A 26899-nucleotide genomic window follows, 5' to 3' on the forward strand; every position below is an offset into this window, starting at 1 on the left:
GCCTCAGGCCCCCACGATCCCTTTGAGAATCTCCACGACCAGGGGCGCGAGCGCCGCCAGGCCGTAGCCCCACCCAGCGGACTTGAACGCCGTCTTGGCCTTCTCGACCTCGCCGGGCTCGCCGCCGCCCATCACGTAGCGGACGCCGCCGATGGACAGGAACACCGTGGCCAAGCCGGCCAGGATGCCCATGATCCAGTTGCGGACGTTGTTCAGGACTGTGGTCACCGAGTCCGCGAGGGCGACGACCATCGTGTCGGCGTGCGCCGCTGACGCCGAGGCCAGCAGGGCGAGGATCGCCACTTCGACGATCAGCGCCACGTGCGACCAGCGGCTGGGGCGGACCGGGGTCCAGTCCTCCGGCGTAATGATCGGAGCATTCGGGCGCTCACTGCCGGTGAGCTCGTCCGGTGTGCTCGACGCTGCGGCCTCGGCTGGCGGCTGCGGATTGCCGTCGAGGCGGGCGCTGCGCAGTCCGCTCGCGCGATCGATCAGGCGCATTGGGGCACCTCCGAAGGTCGGGCTGAGCGCGGGTGTGTCCCGCAGCCCTGAACTCCGGATTTCGCGTCCGTTTTGGACAGACGATCCTGAACTTCCTGCGTTGATTCGACTCCAGCGACGGACACGGACAGTGACGACCGTGGCAAGTCGCGGGCTGGCGCGACTGGGCGCGCCAGGGCCACCACGGTGGCCACCTGGTCGGTCAGGGGGTCGGTCGGATCGGTCTCAGCGGCGCCGTCGCGCAGGTACGCGGCGAGCCGGAGTTCGGCGCGTTTGCGCGCCTTGTAGACCGCCCACTCGCCGGTCTGGTGCTGCGCGGCCCAGTCCGCGACGGGCACGTCCTCCAACCGGGTCGCGCCGATGAGCGCGGCCTCGGTCTGGGTCAAGACTCCGTCCGCGACGGCGCGAGCGAGGACCAGATCCGGGTGTCCCCACGGCGTGTGCGGCGGGCTGGATCGGAAGCCCGGTGCGACCGGAGTCGGACCCGCCAGCGCCTCGGCGAGCGCGTCGTAGCCGGACCGGTAGGCGGCCCACCGCAGGCGCAGCATGATCCGTGGCGGACGCAGATCGATGGTCGACAACGCGGTCAGGAATCCGCGCAACACCTCGGCGTGAACATCGGCCGGATCGCCGGCGAACCGATCGGACAGGGTGGCCGCGACAGAGGTCAGCGCGGGCAGTGCGACCCCGACCGCGGCGACCGTCCAGGTCGCTCCTTCGCTACGGGAGCGCAGCACCAGATGCGCCCACACCGCGTCCCGCGTCGCCTGGGGGCACCGGCGCGCCAGCAGCCGGTCGCGGACCTCGTCCAGCGGGATGTGCCGGTCCGGTAGACCGGGAAAGAGCTGGCCGTTCAGCGACACCGGATGCGGCCCGGTCACCAGCCAAGTAAAGGTGTCCCGCGCGATATCCAACGAGTTCGGGACAGCCTCGTCGCCACCCCGGCGAAAAATGGATTGTGCTGCCATGTCGTGACTCCCACGGCGTCGATGCGAACAACAACGACGTCAGGAAGCCACGACCGATACCACGGAAATACCACGCAATTACTAGTCGTCAACTAGCAAACCGTGCCGGGGCTACTAGTGAACTACTATTTCGCCCCACGGACGCGGCCAGTCAAGATCAACAGGACGGACTTGCCGTCTAGTGCTTTGATCGATTCTAGTAGCGGCTGAGCTGGATTTATAGTCGCTCGCTAGTCTAGTGCTAGTAGTCACCACAGTGCTTCGGGCGGAGCAGCGCCGAAGATCAAATAATGCGACACTCAAAAATCTTGAAAAATCTCTCCACGACTGTTCGGGAGACGGGTTCGCGCCGGGTCGGAGTCGACCGAACAAGCGACGCCCGGCGGAGGGCTTTGACAGAACTGCCCGGATGGCTTCGAGTCGCGATAAACGCGAGCCGACGCGGAGTAAGAGATTTGGCAAGGCGTGTCCAAAACGGGGTCGAAATACGGAGTTAAGGGGCGTCAGAACGCAGGGCACCCACCTCGCCGGAGGAGACCGCGATGACCCCGATACACGGCAACGACTCCCCAGGAGACGACTCCCAGGAGCACAGCCCGACCGAACCGCCGACCGTCCCGATCCCGCTACCGCGTAGGCGGCGAACACCGCGTCTGCGCACCCTGCGCCTCACGCTGCGCCAACCCCGTCCCACCCGGCCGAGCACCGTCTGGCCGTGCGCTCAAGACGACCATCTCCGTGAAGGCACCGGGCTGCTCGCCCACTGGCTGCTGACCGCGGTCATCAAGCTCGTCACCACCTACACCCAGCCCGGCCAGCGAGTCCTCCTGCTCGACCCCGCGCCCTACCTCGCACCGCGCAGGCCGTGGCCACCAACCGGGGGCCACAACCAGCCCCGGCCCAGCCCGTACGCCGGACTACACGAAGCGGGCTGGACCGTGGTCCGACTCGGCCGCGGCATCCAGACCCAGACCGCCGCCGCCCACCCCGACCCACTCGGCGAACACCCGGACGACGCGTCGGCCGAGTCCGAGTCCGGACGCCCACCGCGCACCGACAGTCCGACCACCGACCACGCCGCCGGACCGTCGACACACCGCCGTCCCGGACCGGACTCGACCGCGACCGGCGTCGGTCCGGACCGCTACGACCTTGTTGTCACCGCGGCCGAACCGCGCGCACTCGACTGGTTCCGTCCGGCCGACTGGACCGGCCTGCTCACCCCGGCCGGCACCCTCGCCGTCATCACTAACGGTGACCGCTCCCGTGATCGGCTCGCCGACCCCGCCGGCTCTCTGGTACGTGCCGCGCACCGCGCCGGACTGCGCTATCTCGATCGCATCGCCCTGCTTCGCGTGCCCGTCCGCGACGGCGCCCTCGCCGTCGCGACCCCGGCCCCGCACGCTCGACCGACGGCTTCAGCCCCACCGCCCGCGACGCCCGCTCGGCACACCCAGGTGCACGACGACCTCTTCCTGTTCACCCGGCAGCCGATCTCCACCGGTGCCGTCGACGGGAAGGAGATCTCCGATGACTGACCGCCCCACGTCGCCCTGGCCACTCTCCCTGCCGTCCCTGTCGGTCTGGCCGACCGGACAGCGCGACCTTCTCGCGCAGCTGCGCGACGCCGGCTGCGTGCCCGGCACCGAGACCGACACCGAGCGGATTCCGCCCGCCGTCGCCGCCCACGCGATCGCCACCTACACCCGCCCCGGCGACCTCGTTCTCGACCCGGATTGCGGCGCGGGCACCGTGCTGACCGCGGCACTGCGCGTCGACCGGCACGCCCTCGGACTCACCGCCCGCACCCGGTGGTGGCCACTCGCTCGCGCCAATGTCACCGCCGCCAAGACCGCGGGCGCGTGGCGCGACGGCTCTGTCCTCGACGCCCAACCGAAGATCCTTGCGACGGTCTGTGCCGCCGGGTTGATCGGGCGAGTCGGACTCGTCCTGACTACCCTGCGCACCGCAGAGCTGACGAGCGGTCCGGACTTCGACCCGGTCGAGTCCGCTATCACCGAACTCGCCACAACACTTTTCTACTGCGAGCCGCTGCTGCGTTCCGGCAGCCATCTCATTGTCGTCGCGCGCCCCCTCCGACACTCGGACGGCTCGCTGGTCGACCTGACCACCCGCCTCGTCGCCGCCGCGACGTCGGCCGGGTTGGCGCTGGTCGAGCGGTGCATCGCGCTGACCGCCGGTCTGCGTGGTAGCCGACTGGTCATTCGAGCCTCTCTTACAGAGCGTCGCACCGCCGGTCCGCCGACCGCCCTCACCGCGCACCTCGAGGTGCTCGTCTTCCAACGCGCACACGACGTCGAACTCGCCGCCGAGGCGGCAGTCGGCATCCCGCGGCCGACCCAGGACGAAGCCACCTCGCCGATCGTCAACGGTGGCGAGTACCGCGGCTGGAGGCGAGCGGCATGACCACCCGCCTGTACTGCCGCGAATGCGGTTGGCACCCCAAGTTCCGACGCAAGCGCTCCGCGCTCCGCGCCGCCGCTCGCCACGACTGCACCGGCACACCGGTGGCCAGTACTCGTCCATCGTGGTGGTCCCAGTTGTGGACAAACCTGTGGACGGATTGGTCGAGTACGTCTGCACTCGATACCGACGCACGTATGGACGACCAGACCGGTGACGACGAATTGCTCGATGCTCGCGGCAACCGCATCCAGTGGGCCGCGCTGTCCGCACACCACGCCGAGACGACCCGCCGTGCACGCCAGGCGATGGTCGAACTCGTCCGCGCCGGCTACCAGATCGGGCCGCCACCCTACGGCTACCGCGCCCTGCGCATTCGGGTCACTGACCCCAGTGGACACAGCAGATTGCGGGCCGTCCTCGTCCCGGACTGGCAGACCACCGCGGCCGTCAAGCAGGTCTTCACCTGGCGTGCCGACCACGGCCTGACGTTCGCCGTCATCGCTGCACGACTCAACAGCGACCCGCGCCAATACCCACCCCCGACGCCGAGCGGACAGTGGACCGCCAAGACTGTCCGGCGCATCGTCACCAACCCGAAGTACGTCGGCCGCCAAGTCTGGGGCCGCACCGTCGCCGGCCGCCCAGTGTCAGTCGAGCAATGGGTCACCTCCGCGCCGAAGGTGCACGAACCACTAGTCGACGAACGCACCTTCCGACGCGCCCAGGCTGCTTCCGCAGAGCAACCACACGAAGCGCCGACCATGGCCCAGACCCCATGGAGCGCGGTATGACCGGCCGTTCCATGAGACCACAAGGCTGCAGACGCCACTTCCATAGGGCAGGGCGATCACTGTCCCAAGTAGAGCTTCACCGACCGCTGAGCATCGGATCGGTCCGCTTGCATGTGCCAGGTGACGACAATGTGGTCAGGACCGCCCCAGCTCTTCATGAAGACGTACTTGTGCGCGTCGCCAGCCGGGAACTCGGCAAAATCGACCTCACCCCGTGCCGGCATCTCTCCCGTTTCGACGTGGACCGCGTATGCGCAATCGGTTCCAGCATTGCGCAGCAGATATGCCTGAGCATTCTGGTGCTCGAGCTTGAAGCGCACTCGATGACGCTCGGCTTCGGCGACTTCGTCGGCCCGCCGTTCCTCTTCGATCGAGGCCATCGCGGCCGCGGCATCTGCGGATCGTTTGGCCTCATCGGCCGACTGCTCGGCCGCGTGAGCCTGCCTACGGGCATACCAGGCGGCGATGCCGGCTACGACGAACGCGAGGCACGAGATCACGAAAGACGCGATGGTCACCCGACTAGTGAACCATCAGGACGAATTTGGCCTTGGCTGAACACGCCGGACTCCCGTACCTCGCAGCAGTCTTGGCGGTGGTCGACGCCGTCGCTATGTCTTGTTGGTGATGACCGCGAATGGACAAGGGCATGAACCTCGCCATCGTGCCGATCACGTTCCGGCAGGCCTGCGGGTTCATCGCCGACCATCATCGTCATCATCAGCCTCCGAGGGGAATGAAGTACGCAATTGGCGTTGCGCTCGACCATGTCCTTGTGGGTGTGGCGACGGTTGGGCGTCCGGTTGCTCGCCATCTTGACGATGGGCGCACCGTGGAGGTCACCCGCACGTGCACGTTGGGAGTGCCGAACGCGAACTCAATGTTGTATGGCGCCGCGTGGCGTGCGGCACGTGCACTGGGGTATGGGCGGATGGTCACTTATACGCAACAAGGGGAGAGTGGTGCCAGTCTGCGGGCGGCAGGGCTGTGTCCGGTCGCGGATCTGCCCGCCAGGTCTGGGTGGGATTCGCCAGCACGGCGCCGTCAAGTTCGTGGGACGGATTGGATTCCGCGCATCCGCTGGGAGATCCGGTCCTCAACCGTGGACGATCTTCACATCGATACTGCTGCCTAGCTTCGCACTGGCGAGTGAAGGCCTTGTCTCGCAGCTGGATGAAGTGGTACAGCTGTCTGCATCTGTGTCGCATCAGCTGTTTCACCGTTCAGCTCGCGCATTGGAGCGTGATGGAGTTGGAAGATCCGCGGAAGGACTCCGACCCGCCGGAGCGCGCTGCCAGCGGTGACGTTATCCCCCTCTTTGGCGGCGGGGGAGTTCGTGGTCAGCGTAACGACGAAGCGAGGCGCTTCGAGACGAGTGTCCACTATGTGACTGGTCACGAGGCTGAGTGGCTGCGCCGCGAACTCACCGGGGTTGTTCGAGAGCTGCTTCTCTGGGCGCGCGATGAACCTAATCGGTCTGACGAGCAGGACAAGGGTTGGGAAGCCGCATGAGTGTTCACGACTCGACGCCTCCGTCGCCGGCCGTCGGATCTCGATTCGGTGGATCTGGGTTGAGCGATCTGGCGGTGTCGCCATTCGGGTTGCCGCTTGCCCTACACGCTAAGGAAGTTCGTGTGGCGTGGGTCGGGCGTACCTCGACCGACGAGCACCAGGATCCGCGGCAATCACTGGTGCGGCAACTTGGACGGTCGAAGTCCGCGTTGCCCGAGTCGTGGGTGATCGTGTGCCACTTCTTCGACGTCGAGTCCGGACGCATGGAGCTCGACAAGCGGGGGCGGGGTGTCAACTATGAGCGGTACGACGTTCCGATTCCGCGTGACGGTGGCATCGCTGACTTGCTGGCCGAGGCCAAGCGCAAGGATCGCCGGTTCGACGTGGTCATCTGCGAGTCGACATCTCGGCTCGCCCGCAGCATGTTCGAATCTCTTGCAGTAGAGCGAGAGCTCGACCGTTCCGAGGTCTGCGTCTTCGCCTCCAACGAGCCCATCACGTTGTCGGGTGGGCGTGCTCAGCAGATCCTGCAGCGACGGATCAACCAGTCAGTCGCCGAGTATGAAGTGCTCAACATGCTGGAGCTGTCTTGGGGCGGCCTCTGCACACACGTCCGCGAGGGCTACAACATCGGCAAGCCCTTGTACGGCTACAAGGCCAAGAAGATCCGGCACCCCAATCCCAGCAAAGCCGCGAAGGGCATAACCAAGACGCGGCTGGAACCAGACGGGGTGCGAGGTGAGGCCGTCACGTTGATGGCGATGTGGCGGCACTTGGAAGGGCTGGGATTCGACACGATCGCTGAACGGCTCAACACGGATCTGGAGAAGTATCCACCGCCGGAGCCTCCTGGCAAGGAGCGAGCGCGCAAGGCGTGGTCGAAGTCCAGCGTGGCCGAGATCCTGAAGAACCCGAAGTACACGGGGTACCAGGTCTACAACCGCCGGGCTCGACGCAGTCGCGGCGGACGGAACAAACCCAACCCGCCGGAGATGTGGGTGTGGTCGCCGGAACCAGCGCACGAGCCGCTCATCCCAAAGTGGATGTTCGACGAACTCAACGCGAAGAGCCGCGATCGCCAAGGCTCCCGCGACGGCGCCGGAGCCAAGAAGGACCGGCGAGCGACGCGGACGTACCTGTTCCGGCGGCGAGTCCTGTGTGACTGCGGTCGTAGGATGATCGGGAACCCTCGGCATGGCCGGACCTACTACCGATGCCACCCGGAGAACAACAACCGTGGCAGGCCGGACAAGTACGAGGGGCATCCGGCGACGATCTACATGCGCGAAGACCTCATCATCGCGGCGGTCGACGAGTTCTTCTCGACGCGTGTCTTCGGTGAGGCTCGGCATGAGATCTTCGTCGCAGAACTCGATCAAGCGGGTGACGAGGAGCGCCAGCAGCGGGAGGAGCAACGCCAGCGCCTCCAACGCAAAGTAGCGGACATAGCTCGCAAACAGGACAACGTGTTGAGGCAAGTCGAGGACGGCGATCCAGCTGACTCATTCACGCAGGGACTCCGCAATCGATACAACGACCTCGAGTCAGAACGCTGCGCAGTGCTGGCAACTATTGCCGAGTTGGACGAGAAAGAAGCGCAAGAACCTGCCAAGCCCAGCCGTGACTCGGTGGGCCTTCTCGAGGCGCTGCCACGTCTCAAGGCGAACTTGCGCCGAGCTCCTGAAGGGCTCTTGACTCGGCTGTTCGACCTTACACAGCTCACCATTCAGGTGCACTACAAGACTGGCGAGGCGACGCTCAAGGTCACTCTGCCGGAAGAGCACATTTCGGCAGTCGCCGAAGCAGCGAGTGAATTGGAGGATGAAGTGCCCGCAGGATGCATCAAAACCGCAGGTCAAAGCCTGTGTGCATCCTGTACGTGCCCCCGGTGCGACTCGAACGCACACTGGACGGATTTTGAGTCCGCTGCCTCTGCCGATTGGGCTACGGGGGCCGACGGGGTGGAACTTTACGCGATCAGCGGCGGCCGGGTGCGAGGTGGGTGTGTGTCGGATAACTCTCCTCTTCGCGGCGCTGCCGCCCTGGCCCCGGTACGCTGCAGTTTCCGGCTTTCGTACCCCTACCAGCGACAGGAGGACCCCGGTGACCGAAGTGGCTACCGAGGCCCGTGTGCAGCGGCGCGTGCTCGTCGCCGAGGATGAGGCGCTCATCCGGCTTGATCTCGTCGAGATGCTGAACGAAGAGGGCTACGAGGTCGCGGGCCAGGCCGCGGATGGCGAAGAGGCCGTGCGGCTGGCCACCGAGCTCAAGCCCGACCTGGTCATCCTCGACGTCAAGATGCCCAAGATGGACGGTATCGAGGCGGCCTCCAGCATCGTCGGCGACCGCGTCGCCCCCGTGGTGATCCTCACCGCCTTCTCCCAGCGTGAGCTGATCGAGCGGGCGCGGGACGCCGGCGCGATGGCCTACCTGGTCAAGCCGTTCGCCAAGCATGATCTCGTGCCCGCCATCGAACTGGCGGTCAGCCGGTTCTCCGAGATGCAGGCCCTGGAGAACGAGGTCGCCGGCCTCACCGACCGCCTGGAGACGCGCAAGGTCGTCGAGCGGGCCAAGGGCCTGCTGATGAGCAAGCAGAGCCTCACCGAGCCCGAGGCGTTCCGGTGGATCCAGCGCACCGCCATGGACCGCCGCACCACCATGAAGGCCGTGGCCGAGGCGGTTGTCGAAAACCTCAGTTGATCAGGGCTATGCCCACGGACGTCGATTGCGGCTGCCTGCTCTGATCCGCCGGGTGTAATCGGACCTCCACCGTCTGATCTCCCGGCAATTCATCCGCCGCCCGCACCGTCAGCCGATAGGTCCCGCCCACCGCGGGACCTTGCAAATCCGTCGGCACCGCGGCTATTCGTCTTTCGTTCAGGAACACCTCGATTCCGCGGACCGCCGCCACCTCGTCCGCGTCGCGTTGTGCCAGCTTCGGGTCCAGGACGATTTCCAACTGGAATGGCGCGTTCGCGGACGCCGTTTTTCCCAGATCGATTCCGTTCACGTCACGCAACCGCACGTTCACCGTCGGCAGCGCCGGTACGCGGTTGGCCAGCCGCGGGTCGGGCAGCCGTGCGGACGGCGCCGTGCCGACTATCTCCAAATAGGACTCCAGCACCGCGCCGGTGCCCTGACCGCGGATCACCAACGGGCTCAACGAGGCCGTGTCGCCGGCCAACAGGTCCGGCGGCAGCTGCGCCACCAGCGTCACGTTCGAGCCCGGCTCCGCCGGTGGCCCTGGTGTCGCCGGAACCATTGGCACGGTTCGATCACCGACCTGCAACGACATGCCGTGCGGATCCGCGCCCGCGCCCAGCGTCACGGTGGTGCGCACCCGCACGGCGGACGCGCCGAGCATCGGCTGACGGCTCACGCCGATGCTGGGAGCGTTCTCCTGCGGGCGAAGCACCCGCTGCGTGCCGAACACCGCCCCGAATTCCACGACCTGCTCCGCGGGCGGCACGACCGCCGACATCCCCACCGCGTCCACGTGCGCACGGCTCAGCCTGCCCGGAGGTCCGATCATCCCCACCAGCACCGTCGACGTGGCCCACGGCGGCACGACGTCACTGCTGACCACCAGCGAATCGTCTTGGAACACCTGCGTTCCGGCCGGCGTGAACACCACGTCGAACCGGTGCAGCACACCGCTTCCCCGGGTGGCCGCGGGCGCCGAAATTGGCATGAACGTGCCACGGCCCATGCCGGGCCCGGTGAACAGCCGGGCACCACCGTCCGAAATGGAAACGCGGATCGTCCCGGGCGGCAGCGCGGGGGAGGGATTGCCGCGCGAGCCCACCCGATCCGCGGGCCCGGGCACGAAGTCGAGATTCAGCCCGCCACGGGGCCCGGCCGCGTCGGTCACCACGGTCAGCCTGCCGTTTCCCCCGGCAAGCCGGAACGCGGCCCGCGACCGCAGTACGACGTCGTCGGCGCCGCAGCCGAACTGCACAATTAGCTTGCTATGTTCGGAAGCCAGGTCGATACAGCCCTTGTAACCCGACACGTGCCATTTCGATCCGGGAACCTCCGAGTGCACGGAGTCCGCCGAATCGAACTCGTCGACGTGACCAAGGGGCAGAGGCGCTGCCCTCGAAGGCATTCCGGTCACCCGGACCGGCTCGGACCGCCTGCCGAACGGGTCCACCGACCGCACTTCGACGTGGTGCTCGCGTTCGGCCAGCCCGTCCAGCTGGACGACCGGCTGCGCCACCAGCCGAACCTGGTTGTCCCAGCGGACTTCGTATCCCGTCACGCCGTCAAGCGGCTGTCCGCCGGCCACACCGTCGGCCCACGCCAGCCGCAGACGCCCAGGTCCAGGCGACATCCGTACTGGGCCAGGCGGAGGTACCGACTGCGCCGGACGCGGTGGATCCACCGCGTCCACAGCGAAACCCGGGAAACCGACCGGTTCGGACGGCCCGGTCTCGTTGCGCAACAGGATGATCGTCCCCAATAGCAGGGCGGCGCCGAGGACCCAAACGCTAATGCGGGCGCGTCGAGTCATCCCGGGCAGTCTATGCTACGGCGACGCCAGCAGTTAGCCGGAACTGCGAAGTGTCCGCTGAACGTACGCGAACGTTGCGTTCTGGTTACGCTCTCGCACGGATGGCTGACTGTCGGCTGGTCCATCGCCTAAGTTCCGCCCAGCGCTCCTCGCAGGCGGGGGCGAAATGCGGGTTGCGTATTTACGTGGCTCGGCACCGAGGAGGATTGTCTCGTGCGTAAGAAAGTAGCTACAGCTGCTGTACTCGCGGCTGGCGCTCTGTTGATTACTTCGTGCAGCACCAATAAATCGGAAACCCCGGGTGGGAATGCTGCCGGTGGAAATCAGTGCGACACCAGCAAAGGTACTCTGACCGTCGGTGTGATCGCTCCACTCAGTGGCGAATTGACCGCGCTGGGTGTCGGTATCCGTAACTCCGCCCAGCTCGCTGTCGACCAGGCCAACGAGAAGTGCACCGTCAAGGGCTACAAGCTGGTTCTCGACCCGCAGGACGACGAGAAGAACCCGCAGAAGGCCGGCCAGGCCGCCACCAAGCTGTCGTCGGACCCGAACACGGTCGGCGTCATCGGCACGCTGAACTCCTCGACGTCGCAGACCGTCCAGCCGATTCTCTCCGGCAAGAAGATCGTCCAGATCTCCCCGGCGAACACCAGCCCCACGCTGACCCGCGGTGAGGACTACAAGAACGCGCCGAAGCGCCAGTTCGACACCTACTTCCGGGTGTGCACCACGGACGACAGCCAGGGCCCGTTCGCGGCCAACTACCTGGTCCAGAAGGCCGGCAAGAAGAAGATCGCCGTGATCGCCGACGGCAAGACCTACGGCGAGGGCCTCGCCAACGAGTTCGAGGCGAAGGCCAAGGCCAACGGCGCCACCATCGTCGCCCGTGAGAAGGTCGGCGAGAAGGACACCGACTTCTCCGGCGTGATCGGCAAGATCAAGCCGCTGGCCCCCGAGGCCGTCTACTACGGCGGTGAGTACGGTGCGGCCGGCCCGCTGTCCAAGCAGATCAAGGAAGCCGGCCTGAACATCCCGCTGATGGGCGGCGACGGCATCGTCGACGACACCTACGGCAAGCTGGGCGGCGCGGCCACCCAGGGCGACCTGGCCACCTCGGTGGGCGCCCCGGCTGACAAGCTGCCGGAGGCCAAGGCCTTCATCGACGCCTACAACGCCAAGTTCCCGAAGGACCAGGGCTACAGCGCGTACGGCAGCATGTCCTACGACGCGACCAACGCCCTGATCGGCGCGCTGGCCACGACGCTGGCCAACGCCGACTGGAGCGACTCGCAGCGGGAGACCCTGATCAAGAACGTGCAGTCGTACAAGCAGAAGGGCGCGAACGGCGACATCGCGTTCGACCAGTACGGCGACAGCACCAACAAGTTGCTCACCGTGTACCAGGTGAACAACGGCAAGTTCGAGCCGGTCGAGACCGGCAAGCTCGACAGCTGAGTGACAACCGAATAGCGGACTAGCAAGCTCCGCCCGATCGGCGGGGTGGTCTGGCGGGGGCAGGTCACGGGATGGCCTGCCCCCGCCTTGTTGGAGGTAGATTGTGACAACGCTGCTACAGCAGCTGGTCTACGGGTTGATCCTCGGTGGAACTGTCGGTCTGATCGCACTCGGGTACACCATGGTGTACGGCATCGTGCAGCTGATCAACTTCGCGCACGGTGAGATCTTCATGGTGGGCGCGTTCGGCGCGCTGGCCACGTTCACCTGGGTGATTCCCGAGGGTGTGAAGGGCACGTGGTACATCACGTTGCCGCTGATGGTGATCGCCGGGGCGGTGGTCTCCATGGTGCTCGCCCTGATCATCGAGCGGCTCGCGTACAAGCCGCTGCGCAACGCGCCGAGACTCGCACCGCTGATCACCGCGCTCGGTGTGTCGGTGGCCCTCAAGGAGGCCGTCCGGCTGTGGTACCCGGGGGCGACGGCGCCACTGCCGTTCCCGAAGGCCTTCCTGGCGGGCAACATCGACATCGGCCCGGTCGTGTTCCCGAAGACGGGTCTGCTGCTCATCGTGGTGACGATCGTGCTCACCACGCTGCTGCAGATCTACATCAACAAGTCGCGGATGGGCCGGGCGATGCGCGCCACCGCGCAGGACCCGGACGTCGCCCGGCTGATGGGCATCAACCCGGACCGCACGATCGTGCTGACGTTCGCGATCGGCGCCGTGCTGGCCGGTGTCGCCGGCGTGCTCTACGGCATCCACCTGACGAACATCAGCATCGACATCGGGTTCCAGAACGGCATCTTCGCGTTCACCGCGGCCGTGCTCGGCGGGATCGGCAGCATCCGCGGCGCGGTCATCGGCGGGTTCATCATCGGCCTGGTCAAGACCATCGCCGGCCAGTACCTGCCCGGCGGGACGCAGTACGACTACGTCTGGATCTTCGTCGTGCTGATCGCGGTCCTGGTCTTCCGGCCGCAGGGCCTGTTCGGTGAGACCGAAAGGGTGCGGGCATGACCAAGACGTTCCTGAGCCCGCCGATCGCGCGGATCCTGGGCATCGCCGGTGCGGTGCTGGCGATCGTCGCGGCCATGTTGCCGTGGACGACGTTCGTGCTCAACAAGGGCGCGTGGCCGGACAAGGCGACGCTGCAGTTCTTCGACGCGCCCTTCGCGCTCACCGGTTTCCGGTGGGAACTGTTCCTCGTCGGCATCGTGGCCTTGGTGTGCTCGGTGGTGAAGGTGCCCGCGCAGCGTCGCGTCCTGCGTGGACTCGGCTTCGGCGTCGCGGCGATCGGCCTGGTCAACTTCCTGTTCATCACGGCCGAGGGCGGCGGCCTCGGCGCGGTCACGGCCGCCGACGGCGCGTCCGCCTTCGGCAGCGTCGCCGCGCTGGTCGCCGGCGGGCTGCTGATCCTGGGCACCTTCGGCCAGCCGCTGGAGGAGATCCCGCGCTGGAAGACGAACCTGCCGACCCCGGTCGAGTACCTCGGGTTGCTGGTCTCGTTCGCCGTCCTGCTGTACGTCGTCTCGCTGACGCTGACTGCCGGTGGTCAGGGCGGTGCGGCCAACCCGTACTCGGGCCCGATGTTCCTGTCGTTCCTCGGGTTCGGCGGTGGCCTGATGGCCGCGGCCGCCGGGCTGGGCATCCTGCGCTGGATCTCGAAGCTGTCCGAGAAGCACCGCGCGTTCAGCATCATCGTGCTGCTGCTGTGCGCGTTCCTGTTGCCGTTCACCAACGCCGGTACCGAGTACTGGATGACGGTGGCCGCCAACATCGGTGTGTACGCCGCGACCGCCATCGGCCTGAACATCGTGGTCGGCCTGGCGGGCCTGCTGGACCTCGGGTACGTGGCGTTCCTGGGCATCGGCGCGTTCGTCGCGGCGAACCTGTCCGGCGCCGCGGCGTCCTCACTGGGCATCCACCTGCCGTTCTACCTCGTGGTGATCATCTCCGCGGCGATCGCGGGCATCTTCGGCGCGGTGGTCGGTTCGCCGACGCTGCGGGTGCGGGGTGACTACCTGGCGATCGTGACGCTGGCGTTCGGCGAGATCTTCCAGATCGCCGCGCGCAACAACATCGGCGGGCTGACCGGTGGGTCGAACTCGATCCCCAACATCCCGCCGCTGCAGTGGTTCGACGGCACCGCGTACAACGAGTCGATCACCCTGTTCGGCACCCCGCTGCCGTCCGGCGTGCTGTACTACTTCTTGATCGTCGTGCTGATCGCCGCCGTCATGGCGGTGTTCGCCAACCTCAAGAACAGCCGGATGGGCCGTGCCTGGATCGCCATCCGGGAGGACGAGGACGCGGCCCGCGCGATGGGCATCAAGACCGGCAAGGCCAAGATCCTCGCGTTCCTCTGCGGCGCGGTCCTGGCCGGTATCGCCGGTGCGGTGTTCGCGCACAAGACCAGCACGGTCGGCTACGAGAGCTTCCTGTTCATGGAGTCGGTGACGCTGCTCGCGGCGGTCATCCTCGGTGGCATGGGCTCGATCCCCGGCGCGGTGCTCGGCGCGTCGCTGCTGTTCGTGCTGCCGGAGAAGCTCAGGGCGTTCTCCGACTACCGCCTGCTGATCTTCGGTCTGGCGCTGATCCTGATCATGCGGTTCCGGCCGCAGGGTCTCATCCCCGACCGGCACCGCAGAGCGGAGCTGGCCGGGGAGGACGCCGAGGGCCACACGCTGGCCGAGACACCCGGTGACGAACCGGAACAGCCGAGGCCGCAGGAGGTGCCGGCGCGATGACCGCTCCGATTCTCAGGGCGCAGGACGTCACGATGATCTTCGGCGGCCTGACCGCGCTGTCCGAGGTCTCGCTGACCCTGGACCGCGGCCAGATCGTCGGGCTGATCGGCCCGAACGGCGCGGGCAAGACGACGTTCTTCAACTGCCTGACCGGCCTGTACACGCCCAGCAAGGGCCAGGTGCTGCTGAACGGCAGGCAGTTGCCGAGCGACCCGGCGCAGGTCACGATCGCGGGCATCGCCCGGACGTTCCAGAACATCCGGCTGTTCCCGAACATGACCGCGGTGGAGAACGTCATGGTCGGGCGGCACGCCCGGATGAAGCAGGGCCCGATCGCCACGATCTTCCGTGGCCCGCGGTTCCGCAAGGGCGAGAACGAGGCCCGGGACCGCGCGAAGGAGCTGCTGGCCTTCGCGGGCATCGGCCGCGCGGGCGACGAACTCGCCCGCAACCTGCCCTACGGTGACCAGCGGCGGCTGGAGATCGCCCGTGCGCTGGCCACGGACCCGCAGGTGCTGCTGCTCGACGAGCCGACGGCGGGCATGAACCCGCAGGAGACCGAGGCGACCAGGCAGCTGATCTTCAAGATCCGCGACCTCGGTGTGTCGGTCGTGGTGATCGAGCACGACACGAAGTTCATCTTCGGCCTGTGCGACCACGTGTCCGTGCTGGTGCAGGGCAAGCTGCTGGTCGAGGGACCGCCCGAGGTCGTGCGGAACGATCCGCACGTGATCGAGGCGTACCTGGGCAAGCCGCCGGAGGAAGTACAGGCCGAGGTGCAGCACGCGGCCGAACTGCTCGGCGGGCACGACAAGGGAGTGAACCAGTGAGTCCGTTGCTGGAGGTTCGCAACCTCAGCGTCGCCTACGGCGCCATCGAGGCCGTCCGTGACGTGTCGTTCTCCGTGGAGGAAGGCCAGGTCGTCAGCCTCATCGGGGCCAACGGCGCGGGCAAGACCACGACGCTGCGGACCATCTCCGGTCTGCTGCGCCCGACCCGCGGCGACATCCTGTTCCGCGGCGAGCCGATCCACCGCAAGGCCGCGCACGAGATCCTGGCCAGCGGCATCGCGCACAGCCCGGAGGGCCGCAGGCTGTTCGGCCGGATGACGGTCGAGGAGAACCTGCAGCTCGGTGCGTACGTCCGCGACGATGCCGCCGGGATCGAAGCCGACATGCGGCGCGTGTACGAGCTGTTCCCCGTGCTCGGCGAGCGGCGGCACAACAAGGCGGGCCTGTTCTCCGGTGGTGAGCAGCAGATGCTGGCGATCGGCCGGGCGATGATGTCCAAGCCGAAGCTGCTGATGCTCGACGAGCCGTCGATGGGCCTGTCGCCGATCATGACCCAGCGGATCTTCGACACGATCAAGGAACTCCAGTCGCAGGGCACGACCATCCTCCTGGTCGAGCAGAACGCGCTGGCGGCCTTGGCCTTGTCGGACCGCGGGTACGTGATCGACCTCGGTTCCACCACCCTGGAGGGACCCGGCACCGACCTGCTGGCCGACCAGCGGGTGCGGGCCGCCTACCTCGGCGAGGGATAGCCGGTCACAACCGGCGGTTGTGCGTGATCACAACCGCCGGTTGTGCTCAAGGCCGTCATGGCTGTTGGACGTACCCCCTGACCAGGCTGTTTGCTGGACGTATCAGCCGAGAACAGGGAGTAGGAAAAATGAGCATCACCGGTATCGCGGCGGGTGTTCCGTTCGTGGCTCTCAAGCCCGCGGGCGTCGACGGGCCCGCGCCGCTCGTGGTGACGTGGCACTTGATGGACGCGCCCCGGACCGAGGCCGAGATGGCGTCCGCGCTGCCGATGAACGACCTGCCGGCGTGGCGCGTCTACTTCGGACTTCCGATGTCGGGACGGCGGGCGCTGCCCGGCGGCGACGAGGAGTTCTTCGCGTTGTCGGCGCAGGACGCGGTGCTCAACGTGTTCGGGCCGGTGACACGGCAGGCGGCCGACGAGTTCCCGGCCGCGGTGGCCGCACTGCGTGCGCAACTGTCCATTTCGGACGGTCCGGTGTCCGTCGCCGGTGGTTCGGCGGGCTCGATGGTGGCGTACGAAGTCATTGCCAGGGGCGACGTTCCGATCGCGGCGGGCGCTGTGGTGAGCCCGGTGACGCAGCTGGCCCCATTGATCGCCGCCAACGAGCGGCGCTTCGAGATCACGTACACCTGGAGCGAGGAATCCCGCGAGGTCGCCGAGCACTACGACTTCGTGCGTCGCGCGGACGAGATCCACGTGCCGCTGCTGATAGTGGTCGGCTCGGACGACGACATCGCGGTGCGCGAGCCAGCCGCGTTGGGGCACAAGGAGATCGCCGGTTCCGAGCTCGTGACGATCCCGGGCATGCGGCACGAGGTCGTGGGCCGGGACGCCGAGCGGGTCGACGCCGAGTTCACCCGGTGGTTCGCCAAGTACATCGCGGGTTGACCGGCACTCGCAACTCCTGGGGGACGACTCCACCGCCGTCGCCTGCCTAGCTTGGCGGCATGTTGGGGAGAAAAGCTGCCGCAGTGGTCGGCACAATGGTAATGGCACTGGGGATCGGTACTTCGGCCGGCGCGTCCGGGGACGACGGGGCCCAGTTCGCGCGGATTCTCAAGCAGCAGTACGACGCCTGGTACGAGGAGGACGGGGCCAAGTTCGCCGCGACCTTCACCGAGAACGGCGACATGGTCACGTTCAACGGCGAGCACCTTTCCACCAGGAAAGGCATCGCCGAGGGAATGCAGTACTACTTCGACAATCACATCCCGACCTCGCGGTTGAAACTGCTGGACGAACACGTCCGGTACGCCAAGCGGGATCTCGTGGTCATCGTGCGCCTCACGTGCATCGTCGAGGCGACGGACTGCCGTGCGGGATCGCTGTCCCGCAACACCAACGTACTGTCCAAAAAGGACGGTAAATGGGCGCAGGAGTCGTTCCAGAACACCAGGGTCGAGCCGCTTCCGCCCGGGGTCGTGGCGATGCCGGAACCCAAGCCGTACGCCGGGACGATCGACCAGATCCGGCAACGGCAGGAAGATGGCTGGTACGAGGAGGACGGCGCGAAGTTCGCGTCCACGTACACCAAGGACGCGGACGTCGTGACGTTCAACGCCGATCACCTGAAGACCCGCCAGGGGATCGCCGAGCGGATGCAGTTCTACTTCGACAACTACATCGACAAGACCCGGTTGAAGACGCTCGGCGAGCACGTCAGGTACGTCGGCAAGGACGTCGCGGTGGTCGTGCGGACCGGCTGCCAGCTGGTCCCGCCGAGCACCGAATGCCGCCCGGATTCCTTGTCCCGCAACACAAACATCCTGGTGCGGCGGCACGGCGAGTGGCAGCAGGAATCCTTCCAGAACACCCGCTACGTCCCCATCCCCTGAAAACCTCTCGTGAGTGTTTATCCGTGTTCTAACCCTGATAAACACTCACGAGGGGAGCCAGGAGGTTTCCGGGGCGTAGGAGCACCAGCCCTCCGCGTGGCTTGTCCTGCGCACCAGGGCGAGCAGGTCGCGGAGGGCCGGCCGCTTGTTCTGCCTGTGCCACACGACCGACCACGGGAACAGCGGCAGCGGCTTGAACGGCAGCACCGCCAGGTTGAGGTCGCGCGGCAGGTCCATGTCCGCGCCGACCAGCGTGACCCGCGGTCTGCCGTACCGGGCCTGCTCCAGCGTGTGCCTCAGGTCGTAACTGATCCCGCTGTCGTCCACCCACAGTCCGAGACTGCTGCCGAGCTGGTGCATGTACGTGCGCCACTCGGTCGGGCTTTTCCGGGACGGCAGCCACAGGCCTTCGTCACGGAGGTCCTCGATCCGGACCTCGTCGTGCCCGGCCAGCGGGTGCTCGGGCGGCAACAAGGCCAGCAACGGCTCCAGGCGGACCACCCGGTGGTCCAGCTCGTCCGGCAGTGGCCTGCCGATGCCGCCGACGTAGCCGAACGCCACGTCCAGCTCGCCGTTGAGCAGCGGCTCGATGGCGTTGCCCAGGCCTTGCAGGGCGCTGCGTTCGACGACGAGCTCCGGGTCGTTCTCGGCGAGTTTGCGCAGGATGGACGAGGGGGCGAGGCGGAAGTCGATCAGGTCCAGCCGCAGCGGCCGGTCACCCAGAGCGACGACGGCGGCGTCCGCGACCCTGATCAGCTCACGCGCGTGCGCCAGGAACTTCCGGCCGTCCTCGGTCAGCTCGACCGCACGGTTCGTTCGCGAGAACAGCTGCGTGTTCAGCGATTCCTCGAGTCGTTTGATCCGTTTCGACAACGCCTGCTGGGTCAGGAACAGCGCTTCCGCCGCCCGGCTGAAATGCCGCTGGTCAGCCGTGACGACGAACGCCCTGACCTGGGCAAGGTCGAGATCCACCTCACGAGCCCGGGGCGGACTGCAACACCATGCAGGTCAGCCGCGCGGTACAGGTGCGGCGGTCGGACTCGTCGGTGATCACGATGTCCACGGTGACCGTGCTGCGGCCGACGTGCAACGGCGTGGCCACGGCCGTCACCAGTCCTTCCCGCACGCCGCGGTGGTGGGTGCACGACAGTTCGAGACCGACAGTGGGCTGCATACCCGACTTCAGCGCCGCGCAGACCGAGCCGACCGCCTCGGCCAGCACCGCGTTCGCGCCTCCGTGCATCAGGCCGTACGGCTGCCGATTGCCCTTCACGGGCATGGTCGCCACGACCCGGTCGGGATTCCAGTCGATGATCTCGATGCCCATCTTGTCGTTGAGCTGCTCGTCGAGCTCCCCCATGCGGGTCCTCCGAAAGTTTCCGTACGCAACCACTAGAGGGTATGCAAGGCCCGAGTAAAACTGTCGGTGGGTCGGCCTAGACTCGCTCGCGTGGCAGACCAGCAGCATCGACTCCTCCTGATAGATGGCCATTCGATGGCCTACCGAGCCTTCTACGCCCTGCCGAAGGAGAACTTCCAGACCGGCACCGGGCAGCACACGAATGCCGTTTTCGGCTTCACGTCGATGCTGATCAACCTGCTGCGCGACGAGAAACCCACGCACGTCGCGGTGGCCTTCGACCTGTCCCGCAAGACCTTCCGCAGTGAGAAGTACACCGAGTACAAGGCCAACCGGAGCGCCACGCCGGACGAGTTCAAGGGCCAGGTCAGCCTGATCGAGGACGTGCTGCGCGCACTGAACATCCCGATGCTGACCAAGGAGAACTACGAGGCCGACGACATCATCGCCACCCTGGCCACGCAGGCGGAGACCGAGGGCGGTTTCGACGTCGTCATCTGTAGCGGCGACCGTGACGCGATCCAGCTGGTCACCGAGCACACCACGTTGCTGTACCCGTCGCGTGGCGTGTCCGAGATGACCCGGTTCACCCCGGAGACCGTCGAGGCGAAGTACGGCCTGACGCCTGCCCAGTACCCGGACTTCGCGGCGCTGCGCGGCGACCCCTCGGACAACCTGCCGAAGATCCCCGGCGTGGGGGAGAAGACGATCACCAAGTGGATCCAGGAGTACGGCTCGCTGGACAACCTGATCGACCAGGTTGACAAGGTCAAGGGCAAGGTCGGCGACAACCTGCGGGCGAACGTGTCCTCGGTCGTGCTCAACCGGGAGCTCACCCAGCTGGTGCGGGATCTCGATCTTCCGGCGAAGCCCGCGGACCTGGTCGCGCAGGCGTGGGACCGCGACGCGGTGCACCGGCTGTTCGACGAGCTGGAGTTCCGGGTGCTGCGCGACCGGCTGTTCCAGAGCCTGCAGGCGCCGGAGCCGGAAGCAGAATCGGGCTTCGAAGTCAAGGCGACGAGCGTCGAAGAGGGTGAACTCGGCGCCTGGCTGGCCGAGCACGCACCCGCCGGCAGGCGCACTGGCCTGGCGTTTCGCCACACCGGCGGGCCCGGCGCGGTGGATCTCCAGTCGATAACCGTGGCCGGTGTCGACGGGGATGGAACCTTCATCGACGTCACGGCGTTGCGTGAAGGAGACGAGCGCGCGCTCACCGCGTGGCTGGCCGATCCCGCTGTGCCGAAGGTCGCGCACGCCGTCAAGCTCGCGCTACACGGGCTGGCCCAGCGCGGCTGGGAACTCGGCGGCCTGGTGATGGACACCGAGCTGGCCGCCTATCTGGTGCGGCCGGGTCAGCGGTCGTTCTCGCTCGACGACCTCGTGCTGCGGCATCTGAAGCGGGAGCTGCGCGTCGAGGAGGTCGAGGGCGAGCGGCAGCTGTCGATGTTCGACGAAGCCGACGAGAGCGAGAAGCTCGCCGCCACGGAGGTCGTCCGGGCGCGTGCCGTCGCCGAACTCGCCGAGGCACTGTTCACCGAGGTCGAGGCGACCGGCGGCGCGAAGCTGCTGGCCGAGATGGAACTGCCGTTGCTGCAGGTGCTCGCCGAGATCGAGGGCATCGGCATCTGCATCGACATGGAGCACCTGGCCTCGCTGGAGGCGCACTTCGCCGCCCGGGTCAAGGAGGCCGCGCAGGCGGCGTACGGCGTGATCGGCAAGGAGATCAACCTCGGTTCGCCGAAGCAGCTGCAGGTCGTGCTGTTCGACGAACTGCAGATGCCGAAGACCAAGAAGACCAAGACCGGCTACACCACCGACGCCGACGCGTTGACGACGTTGTTCGAGACGACCGCGCACCCGTTCCTGCAGCACCTGCTCGAGCACCGCGACGCGACCCGTCTGAAGACCACTGTGGATGGCCTGATCAAGTCGGTGGCCGACGACGGCCGGATTCACACCACGTACAACCAGACCATCGCGGCCACCGGGCGCCTGTCGTCCACCGAGCCGAACCTGCAGAACATTCCGATCAGGACGGACGAGGGCCGCCGGATCCGGGACGCGTTCGTGGTCGGCGCGGGTTACTCCGAACTGATGACGGCCGACTACTCGCAGATCGAGATGCGCATCATGGCGCACCTGTCGCGCGACGAGGGCCTGGTCGAGGCGTTCAACTCCGGCTTCGACTTCCACGCCGCGACCGCCGCGCGCGTGTTCTCCGTCGAGCCCACCGAGGTCAGCGGTTCCCAGCGGGCCAAGGTCAAGGCGATGAACTACGGCCTGGCGTACGGCCTGTCCGCCTTCGGCCTCTCGCAACAGCTGCGGATCTCCACCGAAGAGGCCCGCGGCCTGATGGAGGAGTACTTCGAGCGGTTCGGCGGAATCCGCGACTACCTGACGTCCATTGTGGACAGGGCCAGGCGCGAGGGGTACACCGAGACCATCTTCGGCCGCCGCCGCTACCTGCCGGACCTCAACTCCGACAACCGGCAGCGCCGCGAGATGGCCGAGCGGATGGCCCTCAACGCGCCGATCCAGGGCAGCGCCGCCGACATCATCAAGGTCGCGATGCTCAACGTGCACAGGAAGCTCAAGGACGCGGGCCTGAAATCCCGGATGCTGCTGCAGGTGCACGACGAGCTCGTCCTCGAGGTCGTCGCCGACGAGAAGAAGGCCGTCGAGGAACTCGTCCGCGACGGCATGGGCAGCGCCTACCACCTCGACGTCCCCCTCGACGTCTCCGTCGGCTTCGGCCGCTCCTGGAACGACGCCGCCCACTAGCGCGCAAGCGGGGCGTTAGTGTCCCGGCGTGGATTTTTATGAGGTGATCACCCGGCGGCGGGACGTGCGAGCCGAATTCACCGGGCAACCGGTGGCCGACGAGGTCCTGAGGCGGGTGCTGGGCGCCGCGCACGCGGCGCCCAGCGTCGGCTTAAGCCAGCCGTGGGACTTCGTGATCGTGCGTGATCCGGTGACCCGCAAGGCTTTCCAGCATCACGTCGCCGAGGAGCGGGCGGTCTTCGCCGATCAGCTGACCGGCGAACGCGCGCGGACCTTCAGCAGGATCAAGGTGGAGGGCATCCTCGAGTCGACGCTGTCGCTCGTGGTCACGTACGACCCGGCGAAAGGCGCGCCCGCGGTGCTGGGCAGGCACGCGATCGCCGACGCGGGCCTGTACTCGGTGTGCCTGGCGATCCAGAACCTGTGGCTGGCCGCGACCGTCGAAGGGCTCGGCGTCGGCTGGGTCAGTTTCTACCGGGAGGAGTTCCTGCGCGAACTGCTGGACATCCCCGAGCCGATCCGTCCGGTGGCGTGGCTGTGCCTCGGCCCGGTCTCGCAGGTCCACGACGTGCCGGATCTGGAGCGGCACGGCTGGCGCCGTCGCCTGCCGTTAGAGGACGTGCTGCACCAAGAGCGTTTCGGATCGCGACGTGATCCGCTAGCGTAGATGTAAACGTTTTCGAAAAGTTTCGGGGGCGGCATGAAACGCTACGCACTGGTGGGCACGGGCAATCGCGCGAAGCTGTACGTCCGCGCGCTGGCGGACAACGGGCTCGTGGCGCTCGCCGACGTGAACGAGACCAGGATGGCGGCGCACAACGCGCTGCTGGCCGAGCCGGTGCCGGCCCACCATCCCGGCGACTTCCTCAGGATGCTCGACGAACGCCAGGTCGACACGGTGATCGTGACGACCGTGGACCGGTTCCACGAGACGTACATCGTCGAAGCCCTGGACGCCGGGCGCAGCGTGATCACCGAGAAGCCGATGACGGTCGACGTGCCCAGCTGCGTCAAGATCCTCGAAGCGGTCGACCGCAACGACGGCGACCTGACGGTCACGTTCAACTACCGCTACAACCCGATCCACGAGAAGGTCCGCGAACTGCTGAGCGGGGGAGAGATCGGGCAGATCGGGTCGGTGCACTTCGAGTGGCTGCTCGACGTGCGGCACGGCGCGGACTACTTCCGCCGCTGGCACCGCGACAAGGCGAACTCCGGCGGCCTGATGGTGCACAAGGCCTCCCACCACTTCGATCTGCTGAACTGGTGGGTCGGCTCGACGCCCGAAGTCGTCTACACCCAGGGAAGGCTGTTCTTCTACGGCGACGGCCAGCCACACGGCTACGAGCGGAACTACGAACGCGCCAGCAGGTCGCCGGAAGCGGCCGCGGACCCGTTCGCCATCCACCTCGAGAAGGACCCGTGGCTCTCCAAGCTGTACCTCGACGCCGAGCACGAGGACGGGTACCACCGGGACCAGAACGCCTTCGGCCCAGGCGTGTCCATTGAGGACGACATGGCGGTGCTGGTGCGGTACGCCTCGGGCGCGAGCCTGACGTACCACCTGACGGCCTACTCGCCGTGGGAGGGCTACCGGTTGATGGTCAACGGCAGCAAAGGCAGGCTCGAGCTGGAGGTCGTGGAGAACGACCACGTCAGCCTGGGTGAGACGAGCGAGGAGTCCTGGGCGAAGCTGACCGTGCACCCGTTCTGGAAGAAGCCGTACACGATCCCGCTGGATTTCGTGCGAGAGGACCACGGTGGGGCCGATCAGCGGATGGTCAAGGCACTGTTCGCGGACTCGTCGCCCGATCCGTTGCACCGCAAGGCGGACCACCGTGATGGCGCGCTGTCGCTGGTGACCGGGTTCGCGGCGAACCAGAGTTTCGTGACCGGCGAACCCGTCCGAACGGCTGATCTCCTGAACCTGACACTTCGTTAACTGTTGCCTTTCGGGCCCGGCTCGGTAGCCTGGGACGATGCCGTCGCAACGTCGCGCGCTGGTCCTGGGTGGGACGGGCATGCTCGCTGGTTGCGTGGAGGTGTTGACCAGCGAAGGCTGGTATGTGGTCTCTCCGAGCCGGCGGCGGCCGTTGGACACCCATGGGGCGGTCTGGGTTCAAGCTGACTGGGCTCAGCCGGACGAACTGGCTGAGCGGACACGTATCGCACTGGGTGGCGAGGCGGACCTGCTGGTCGCCTGGGTGCGCGGGAGCTTCCGGGTGCCGGTGCTCCGCGCGGTGAGCCCGCTGCTGAAAGCGGACTGCCCGGTGGTTGAAGTGCACGGCAGTGCCTCGGCGAACCCCCTGCAAGGCTGCCCGGAGCCGGTGTTGTCAGGCCACCCCACGCAGCAGGTGGTCCTGGGTTTCCGGAGGAACGCGGGCAGGACACGGTGGCTCACCCATCGCGAAACCGCGGACGGCGTGATGGCCGGAGTCCGCCGCGCGCTGGACGGCCGCCAGCCCGCCGTGCACCAGGTGGGTGAGTTCAGGCCCTGGACCGCGCTGCACTGAGGAAGTCCTGCCAGTGCGCCGCGGGAAAGGTCAGAATCCCAGCGGTGGGATTCTTGGAGTCACGGACGGCGGAGCCGTGCGGTAAGCGAGCGATCTCGACGCAGGACGCGTTGGTCTGGGCGCTGCTGCGGCTGCTCTTTCGCCAGGTCAGTTCCACGGTCAGTCCCTTGTTGTCATGAGATCAGTCGCTCGATCAGGGCAACCGAATCGGTCGGGCTCAACGACTTCGCGTGCACCTGCTCGAAGACCAGTTTAGCTTCGTGAACCTCGGATTCGTCTTCGATGTGCAGTGACCCGGTGGGGTATTCGACATAGAGCATTTCCGGGTCCGCTGGGTCTTCGAAGCCGAGCAGGGTGAACACACCGTTGGGGACATATAGCGCCTTGAGCGGGACGATCTGGAGGGTCACGGTGGGTAGCTCCGACACTTCCACCAGGTGCCGGAGTTGTTCGCGCATGACCTCTGCACCGCCGACCTCTCGATGCAGGGCTGCCTCATAGATCAGCGAAGTCAGTTGAAGCGGCCGATCCTTGCTGGTCAGGCGACGCCTGCGGATGCTTCTGACCTTCAGGTCGTTTTCCATCGTGAGCGGTCCGCCACGATGGTAAGCGTCGAAAAGCGCGCGCATGTAGGCAGGCGTCTGCAACAGCCCTGAGATGTCGACCGGCTGAAACTCTCTTACCCGGGCAGCTTCGGTCTCCACGTCGACATAACCCAGGTCCTTGAAGCCATAGGCGCGATACCAGGGCGTCTTGGCGGCGGCGCGTGCCTCCTCCACCAGATCCGCGTCGAAGATGTCGTACACGTCCATCATCGACCGGATCAGGTGAACGTCCGCCCTAGTCTCTCCTTTCTCTATCCGGTGCAGCGTGCTTCTCGTCTTGTCCAGCCGCGGAGCCGCGTCATCCAACGACATCTTGGCCTGTTCGCGCATCCTCTTCAGCTTGGCGCCCAGCTTGCGGCGCAGGAACGTGGAACGACTCGGCTCCGTCACGGCAAACTCCTTTGTGCTCACCCTCCGCGCATCTTTACATCGGCGGGGTACACAACTGGGAATCTCACCGCCTGGTGTAAGTGGTTCCTTCTCGGTGTACGTACGGGATCGACGTAGTCCGGTGGAGTGAACCAGGCGATGCCTCCGTCGAGCCTCACCTCCCACTCGCTGCGGTGAACGAGCCGATGGTGTTGTCCACACAGGAGCACGAGGTTGCTCAGAGCGGTCGGTCCGCCGCGCAACCAGGACTTGATGTGGTGACTGTGGCACACGCTGGCAGGCCGGTCGCACCCCGGGAACGCGCACCCGCGATCCCGAAGCACCAACCCACGCCGGATATGCGCAGGTACCACATAGGCCGGAACGGCGACGTCGAGTGGCTTGGAATCCCCGCCCATCACGGCAGGCAGCGCATGCGCGTCGCAGGCAATCCGCCGCGCCTCGCCCGCAGTCAACCGAGTGCCCGGCAACACCCGATCGTCCACGGACTTCTTCAGCTCATCCATCGAGATCGTGAAGGCAACTTCGGTCTTGTACCCGTTGTGCGTCGGCAAGTCGGGACAGTTGGCTGCCTTCTGCAGGACATCGGCGAAGGCGTCGCCGCCACGCTCGGCATACTCGCGCGTGTCGTCCGCTTCGCGCTTCTCAAACGGCGCAAGCAGCGCGTCGAACAGAGCGGCGGTCTCAGCATCCAACCGTCCCTTGAACTCCATCCGCCCGTCGCGAAAGATATGCCGCCGCAGTTCTCGCTCCGGCCGCTGCGGCTCATCGTCCTCAGGCGCCGCGCCATCCGGGTCGATGACATCACGCACCCACCGCTCCCCATACCGGGCCAAAGCATTCGGGTCGTCCTCGGCAGCACGCTCGACCATCAACTCTTCAGCCAGAGCAACCTTTTCGGGCTCCACATGGTCGAGGCTGCCCACAAACTTCCGGATGACCTCCACCTGTC

Annotated in this window: 26 protein-coding genes, 1 tRNA gene and 1 pseudogene; 18 read left to right on the forward strand and 10 right to left on the reverse strand. The window is 66.7% G+C overall.

Going from position 1 to position 26899, the window contains the following annotated elements; genetic code table 11:
• Positions 1 to 3: 3 nt before the first annotated feature.
• Positions 4 to 252 (reverse strand): pilin, encoded by a 249-nt coding sequence (locus GC106_RS34325; protein ID WP_246367496.1) that lies wholly within the window; start codon positions 250 to 252, stop codon positions 4 to 6.
• Between the two features lie 239 nt (positions 253 to 491).
• Entirely contained in the window at positions 492 to 1469 is a 978-nt protein-coding gene (locus GC106_RS34330; RefSeq protein ID WP_173139198.1) for a hypothetical protein, read from the reverse strand.
• Between the two features lie 542 nt (positions 1470 to 2011).
• Between GC106_RS34330 and GC106_RS34335 the strand changes: the two genes are divergently transcribed.
• The 3 genes from GC106_RS34335 to GC106_RS34345 all read left to right on the forward strand — a co-directional run bounded on the left by GC106_RS34335 (position 2012) and on the right by GC106_RS34345 (position 4687).
• Positions 2012 to 3007: a hypothetical protein gene (locus GC106_RS34335; protein ID WP_173139200.1), complete on the forward strand. Its 996-nt coding sequence runs from the start codon at positions 2012 to 2014 to the stop codon at positions 3005 to 3007.
• The gene (locus tag GC106_RS34340; RefSeq protein WP_173139202.1) at positions 3000 to 3896 is read left to right on the forward strand and encodes a DNA methyltransferase; all 897 of its coding nucleotides are present in this window, start codon (positions 3000 to 3002) and stop codon (positions 3894 to 3896) included. The genes GC106_RS34335 and GC106_RS34340 overlap by 8 nt, the downstream gene beginning before the upstream one ends.
• A gap of 194 nt (positions 3897 to 4090) precedes the next feature.
• Positions 4091 to 4687, forward strand: a complete 597-nt coding sequence (locus GC106_RS34345; protein WP_173139204.1) for a recombinase family protein — start codon at positions 4091 to 4093, stop codon at positions 4685 to 4687.
• Between the two features lie 56 nt (positions 4688 to 4743).
• Here GC106_RS34345 and GC106_RS34350 read toward each other — a convergent pair whose 3' ends face one another.
• Complete coding sequence (locus tag GC106_RS34350) at positions 4744 to 5205, reverse strand: hypothetical protein (RefSeq protein WP_173139206.1); 462 nt, start codon at positions 5203 to 5205, stop codon at positions 4744 to 4746.
• A gap of 119 nt (positions 5206 to 5324) precedes the next feature.
• Here GC106_RS34350 and GC106_RS34355 point away from each other — a divergent pair, with 119 nt between their 5' ends.
• The 3 genes and pseudogenes from GC106_RS34355 to GC106_RS49790 form a co-directional block, all read left to right on the forward strand.
• Positions 5325 to 5822 (forward strand): XF1762 family protein, encoded by a 498-nt coding sequence (locus GC106_RS34355; RefSeq protein ID WP_246367480.1) that lies wholly within the window; start codon positions 5325 to 5327, stop codon positions 5820 to 5822.
• A 38-nt stretch (positions 5823 to 5860) separates the two neighbouring features.
• Entirely contained in the window at positions 5861 to 6199 is a 339-nt protein-coding gene (locus tag GC106_RS34360; RefSeq protein ID WP_173139208.1) for a hypothetical protein, read from the forward strand.
• 263 nt (positions 6200 to 6462) lie between these two features.
• Positions 6463 to 7215 (forward strand): annotated as a pseudogene (locus GC106_RS49790) (recombinase family protein); the annotation flags it as partial.
• An 864-nt stretch (positions 7216 to 8079) separates the two neighbouring features.
• On the opposite strand, the gene GC106_RS34375 reads toward GC106_RS49790, so the two are convergent.
• Positions 8080 to 8153: transfer RNA gene (locus GC106_RS34375), tRNA-Leu, on the reverse strand.
• 149 nt (positions 8154 to 8302) lie between these two features.
• Here GC106_RS34375 and GC106_RS34380 point away from each other — a divergent pair.
• Positions 8303 to 8899, forward strand: a complete 597-nt coding sequence (locus tag GC106_RS34380) for an ANTAR domain-containing response regulator (RefSeq protein WP_173139210.1) — start codon at positions 8303 to 8305, stop codon at positions 8897 to 8899.
• On the opposite strand, the gene GC106_RS34385 is transcribed toward GC106_RS34380, so the two are convergent.
• Positions 8892 to 10712, reverse strand: a complete 1821-nt coding sequence (locus GC106_RS34385) for a hypothetical protein (protein ID WP_173139212.1) — start codon at positions 10710 to 10712, stop codon at positions 8892 to 8894. The two genes, GC106_RS34380 and GC106_RS34385, sit on opposite strands and share 8 nt — an antisense overlap.
• A gap of 213 nt (positions 10713 to 10925) precedes the next feature.
• Here GC106_RS34385 and GC106_RS34390 point away from each other — a divergent pair, with 213 nt between their 5' ends.
• The 7 genes from GC106_RS34390 to GC106_RS34420 all read left to right on the forward strand — a co-directional run bounded on the left by GC106_RS34390 (position 10926) and on the right by GC106_RS34420 (position 18298).
• Positions 10926 to 12167, forward strand: coding sequence for a branched-chain amino acid ABC transporter substrate-binding protein (locus GC106_RS34390; protein WP_173139214.1), 1242 nt, complete (start codon positions 10926 to 10928; stop codon positions 12165 to 12167).
• A 103-nt stretch (positions 12168 to 12270) separates the two neighbouring features.
• Positions 12271 to 13188 carry a branched-chain amino acid ABC transporter permease gene (locus GC106_RS34395; protein ID WP_173139216.1) on the forward strand — a complete coding sequence of 306 codons (918 nt, stop codon included), beginning with the start codon at positions 12271 to 12273 and terminating at the stop codon, positions 13186 to 13188.
• The gene (locus tag GC106_RS34400; RefSeq protein WP_173139218.1) at positions 13185 to 14918 is read left to right on the forward strand and encodes a branched-chain amino acid ABC transporter permease; all 1734 of its coding nucleotides are present in this window, start codon (positions 13185 to 13187) and stop codon (positions 14916 to 14918) included. The genes GC106_RS34395 and GC106_RS34400 overlap by 4 nt, the downstream gene beginning before the upstream one ends.
• Positions 14915 to 15748 carry an ABC transporter ATP-binding protein gene (locus tag GC106_RS34405; protein ID WP_173139220.1) on the forward strand — a complete coding sequence of 278 codons (834 nt, stop codon included), beginning with the start codon at positions 14915 to 14917 and terminating at the stop codon, positions 15746 to 15748. Before GC106_RS34400 ends, GC106_RS34405 begins: the two co-directional genes overlap by 4 nt.
• Positions 15745 to 16461: an ABC transporter ATP-binding protein gene (locus GC106_RS34410; protein ID WP_173139222.1), complete on the forward strand. Its 717-nt coding sequence runs from the start codon at positions 15745 to 15747 to the stop codon at positions 16459 to 16461. Before GC106_RS34405 ends, GC106_RS34410 begins: the two co-directional genes overlap by 4 nt.
• 128 nt (positions 16462 to 16589) lie before the next feature.
• Positions 16590 to 17351, forward strand: a complete 762-nt coding sequence (locus tag GC106_RS34415) for a prolyl oligopeptidase family serine peptidase (RefSeq protein WP_173139224.1) — start codon at positions 16590 to 16592, stop codon at positions 17349 to 17351.
• Positions 17352 to 17452: 101 nt separating this feature from the next.
• Positions 17453 to 18298, forward strand: coding sequence for an SgcJ/EcaC family oxidoreductase (locus GC106_RS34420; RefSeq protein ID WP_173139234.1), 846 nt, complete (start codon positions 17453 to 17455; stop codon positions 18296 to 18298).
• Between the two features lie 45 nt (positions 18299 to 18343).
• Here the strand turns inward: GC106_RS34420 and GC106_RS34425 are convergent, their stop codons facing one another.
• Positions 18344 to 19270: a LysR family transcriptional regulator gene (locus GC106_RS34425; protein ID WP_173139236.1), complete on the reverse strand. Its 927-nt coding sequence runs from the start codon at positions 19268 to 19270 to the stop codon at positions 18344 to 18346.
• A gap of 1 nt (position 19271) precedes the next feature.
• Complete coding sequence (locus GC106_RS34430; protein WP_173139238.1) at positions 19272 to 19658, reverse strand: PaaI family thioesterase; 387 nt, start codon at positions 19656 to 19658, stop codon at positions 19272 to 19274.
• A gap of 66 nt (positions 19659 to 19724) precedes the next feature.
• Here GC106_RS34430 and polA point away from each other — a divergent pair, with 66 nt between their 5' ends.
• The 4 genes from polA to GC106_RS34450 are packed head-to-tail and all read left to right on the forward strand — an operon-like array spanning position 19725 to position 24952.
• The gene (polA, locus tag GC106_RS34435; RefSeq protein ID WP_312873106.1) at positions 19725 to 22439 is read left to right on the forward strand and encodes a DNA polymerase I; all 2715 of its coding nucleotides are present in this window, start codon (positions 19725 to 19727) and stop codon (positions 22437 to 22439) included.
• A gap of 28 nt (positions 22440 to 22467) precedes the next feature.
• A complete protein-coding gene (gene bluB / locus GC106_RS34440; RefSeq protein WP_173139242.1) occupies positions 22468 to 23106 on the forward strand; it encodes a 5,6-dimethylbenzimidazole synthase in 639 nt (212 codons plus the stop codon).
• Positions 23107 to 23139: 33 nt separating this feature from the next.
• A complete protein-coding gene (locus tag GC106_RS34445) occupies positions 23140 to 24381 on the forward strand; it encodes a Gfo/Idh/MocA family protein (RefSeq protein WP_173139244.1) in 1242 nt (413 codons plus the stop codon).
• Between the two features lie 37 nt (positions 24382 to 24418).
• Entirely contained in the window at positions 24419 to 24952 is a 534-nt protein-coding gene (locus GC106_RS34450) for a Rossmann-fold NAD(P)-binding domain-containing protein (protein ID WP_173139246.1), read from the forward strand.
• Here GC106_RS34450 and GC106_RS34455 read toward each other — a convergent pair.
• From GC106_RS34455 to GC106_RS34465, 3 genes are all read right to left on the reverse strand, one after another.
• Positions 24927 to 25109: a DUF397 domain-containing protein gene (locus GC106_RS34455; protein ID WP_312873109.1), complete on the reverse strand. Its 183-nt coding sequence runs from the start codon at positions 25107 to 25109 to the stop codon at positions 24927 to 24929. The genes GC106_RS34450 and GC106_RS34455 overlap by 26 nt on opposite strands.
• 16 nt (positions 25110 to 25125) lie before the next feature.
• On the reverse strand, positions 25126 to 25947 hold the full coding sequence (locus tag GC106_RS34460; protein ID WP_312873110.1) for a helix-turn-helix domain-containing protein: 822 nt from the start codon (positions 25945 to 25947) through the stop codon (positions 25126 to 25128).
• A 17-nt stretch (positions 25948 to 25964) separates the two neighbouring features.
• Positions 25965 to 26899 (reverse strand): HNH endonuclease signature motif containing protein (locus GC106_RS34465; RefSeq protein ID WP_173139248.1); only part of this gene is annotated, 935 nt, incomplete at its 5' end.

Source organism: Kibdelosporangium persicum, assembly GCF_013280595.1.
GTDB classification, from domain to species: Bacteria; Actinomycetota; Actinomycetes; order Mycobacteriales; family Pseudonocardiaceae; genus Kibdelosporangium; species Kibdelosporangium persicum.

Excerpts from the sequence above, each read along its gene's own strand:
- GC106_RS34325 (WP_246367496.1), bottom strand. The coding sequence starts at position 252 with ATGGTCGTCGCCCTCGCGGACTCGGTGACCACAGTCCTGAACAACGTC.
- GC106_RS34445 (WP_173139244.1), top strand. The coding sequence starts at position 23,140 with ATGAAACGCTACGCACTGGTGGGCACGGGCAATCGCGCGAAGCTGTAC.
- GC106_RS34405 (WP_173139220.1), top strand. The coding sequence starts at position 14,915 with ATGACCGCTCCGATTCTCAGGGCGCAGGACGTCACGATGATCTTCGGC.
- GC106_RS34340 (WP_173139202.1), top strand. The coding sequence starts at position 3,000 with ATGACTGACCGCCCCACGTCGCCCTGGCCACTCTCCCTGCCGTCCCTG.
- GC106_RS34330 (WP_173139198.1), bottom strand. The coding sequence starts at position 1,469 with ATGGCAGCACAATCCATTTTTCGCCGGGGTGGCGACGAGGCTGTCCCG.
- GC106_RS34450 (WP_173139246.1), top strand. The coding sequence starts at position 24,419 with ATGCCGTCGCAACGTCGCGCGCTGGTCCTGGGTGGGACGGGCATGCTC.
- GC106_RS34430 (WP_173139238.1), bottom strand. The coding sequence starts at position 19,658 with ATGGGGGAGCTCGACGAGCAGCTCAACGACAAGATGGGCATCGAGATC.
- GC106_RS34345 (WP_173139204.1), top strand. The coding sequence starts at position 4,091 with ATGGACGACCAGACCGGTGACGACGAATTGCTCGATGCTCGCGGCAAC.
- GC106_RS34385 (WP_173139212.1), bottom strand. The coding sequence starts at position 10,712 with ATGACTCGACGCGCCCGCATTAGCGTTTGGGTCCTCGGCGCCGCCCTG.
- GC106_RS34360 (WP_173139208.1), top strand. The coding sequence starts at position 5,861 with ATGAAGTGGTACAGCTGTCTGCATCTGTGTCGCATCAGCTGTTTCACC.
- GC106_RS34355 (WP_246367480.1), top strand. The coding sequence starts at position 5,325 with ATGGACAAGGGCATGAACCTCGCCATCGTGCCGATCACGTTCCGGCAG.
- GC106_RS34420 (WP_173139234.1), top strand. The coding sequence starts at position 17,453 with ATGGCACTGGGGATCGGTACTTCGGCCGGCGCGTCCGGGGACGACGGG.
- GC106_RS34335 (WP_173139200.1), top strand. The coding sequence starts at position 2,012 with ATGACCCCGATACACGGCAACGACTCCCCAGGAGACGACTCCCAGGAG.
- GC106_RS34400 (WP_173139218.1), top strand. The coding sequence starts at position 13,185 with ATGACCAAGACGTTCCTGAGCCCGCCGATCGCGCGGATCCTGGGCATC.
- GC106_RS34415 (WP_173139224.1), top strand. The coding sequence starts at position 16,590 with ATGAGCATCACCGGTATCGCGGCGGGTGTTCCGTTCGTGGCTCTCAAG.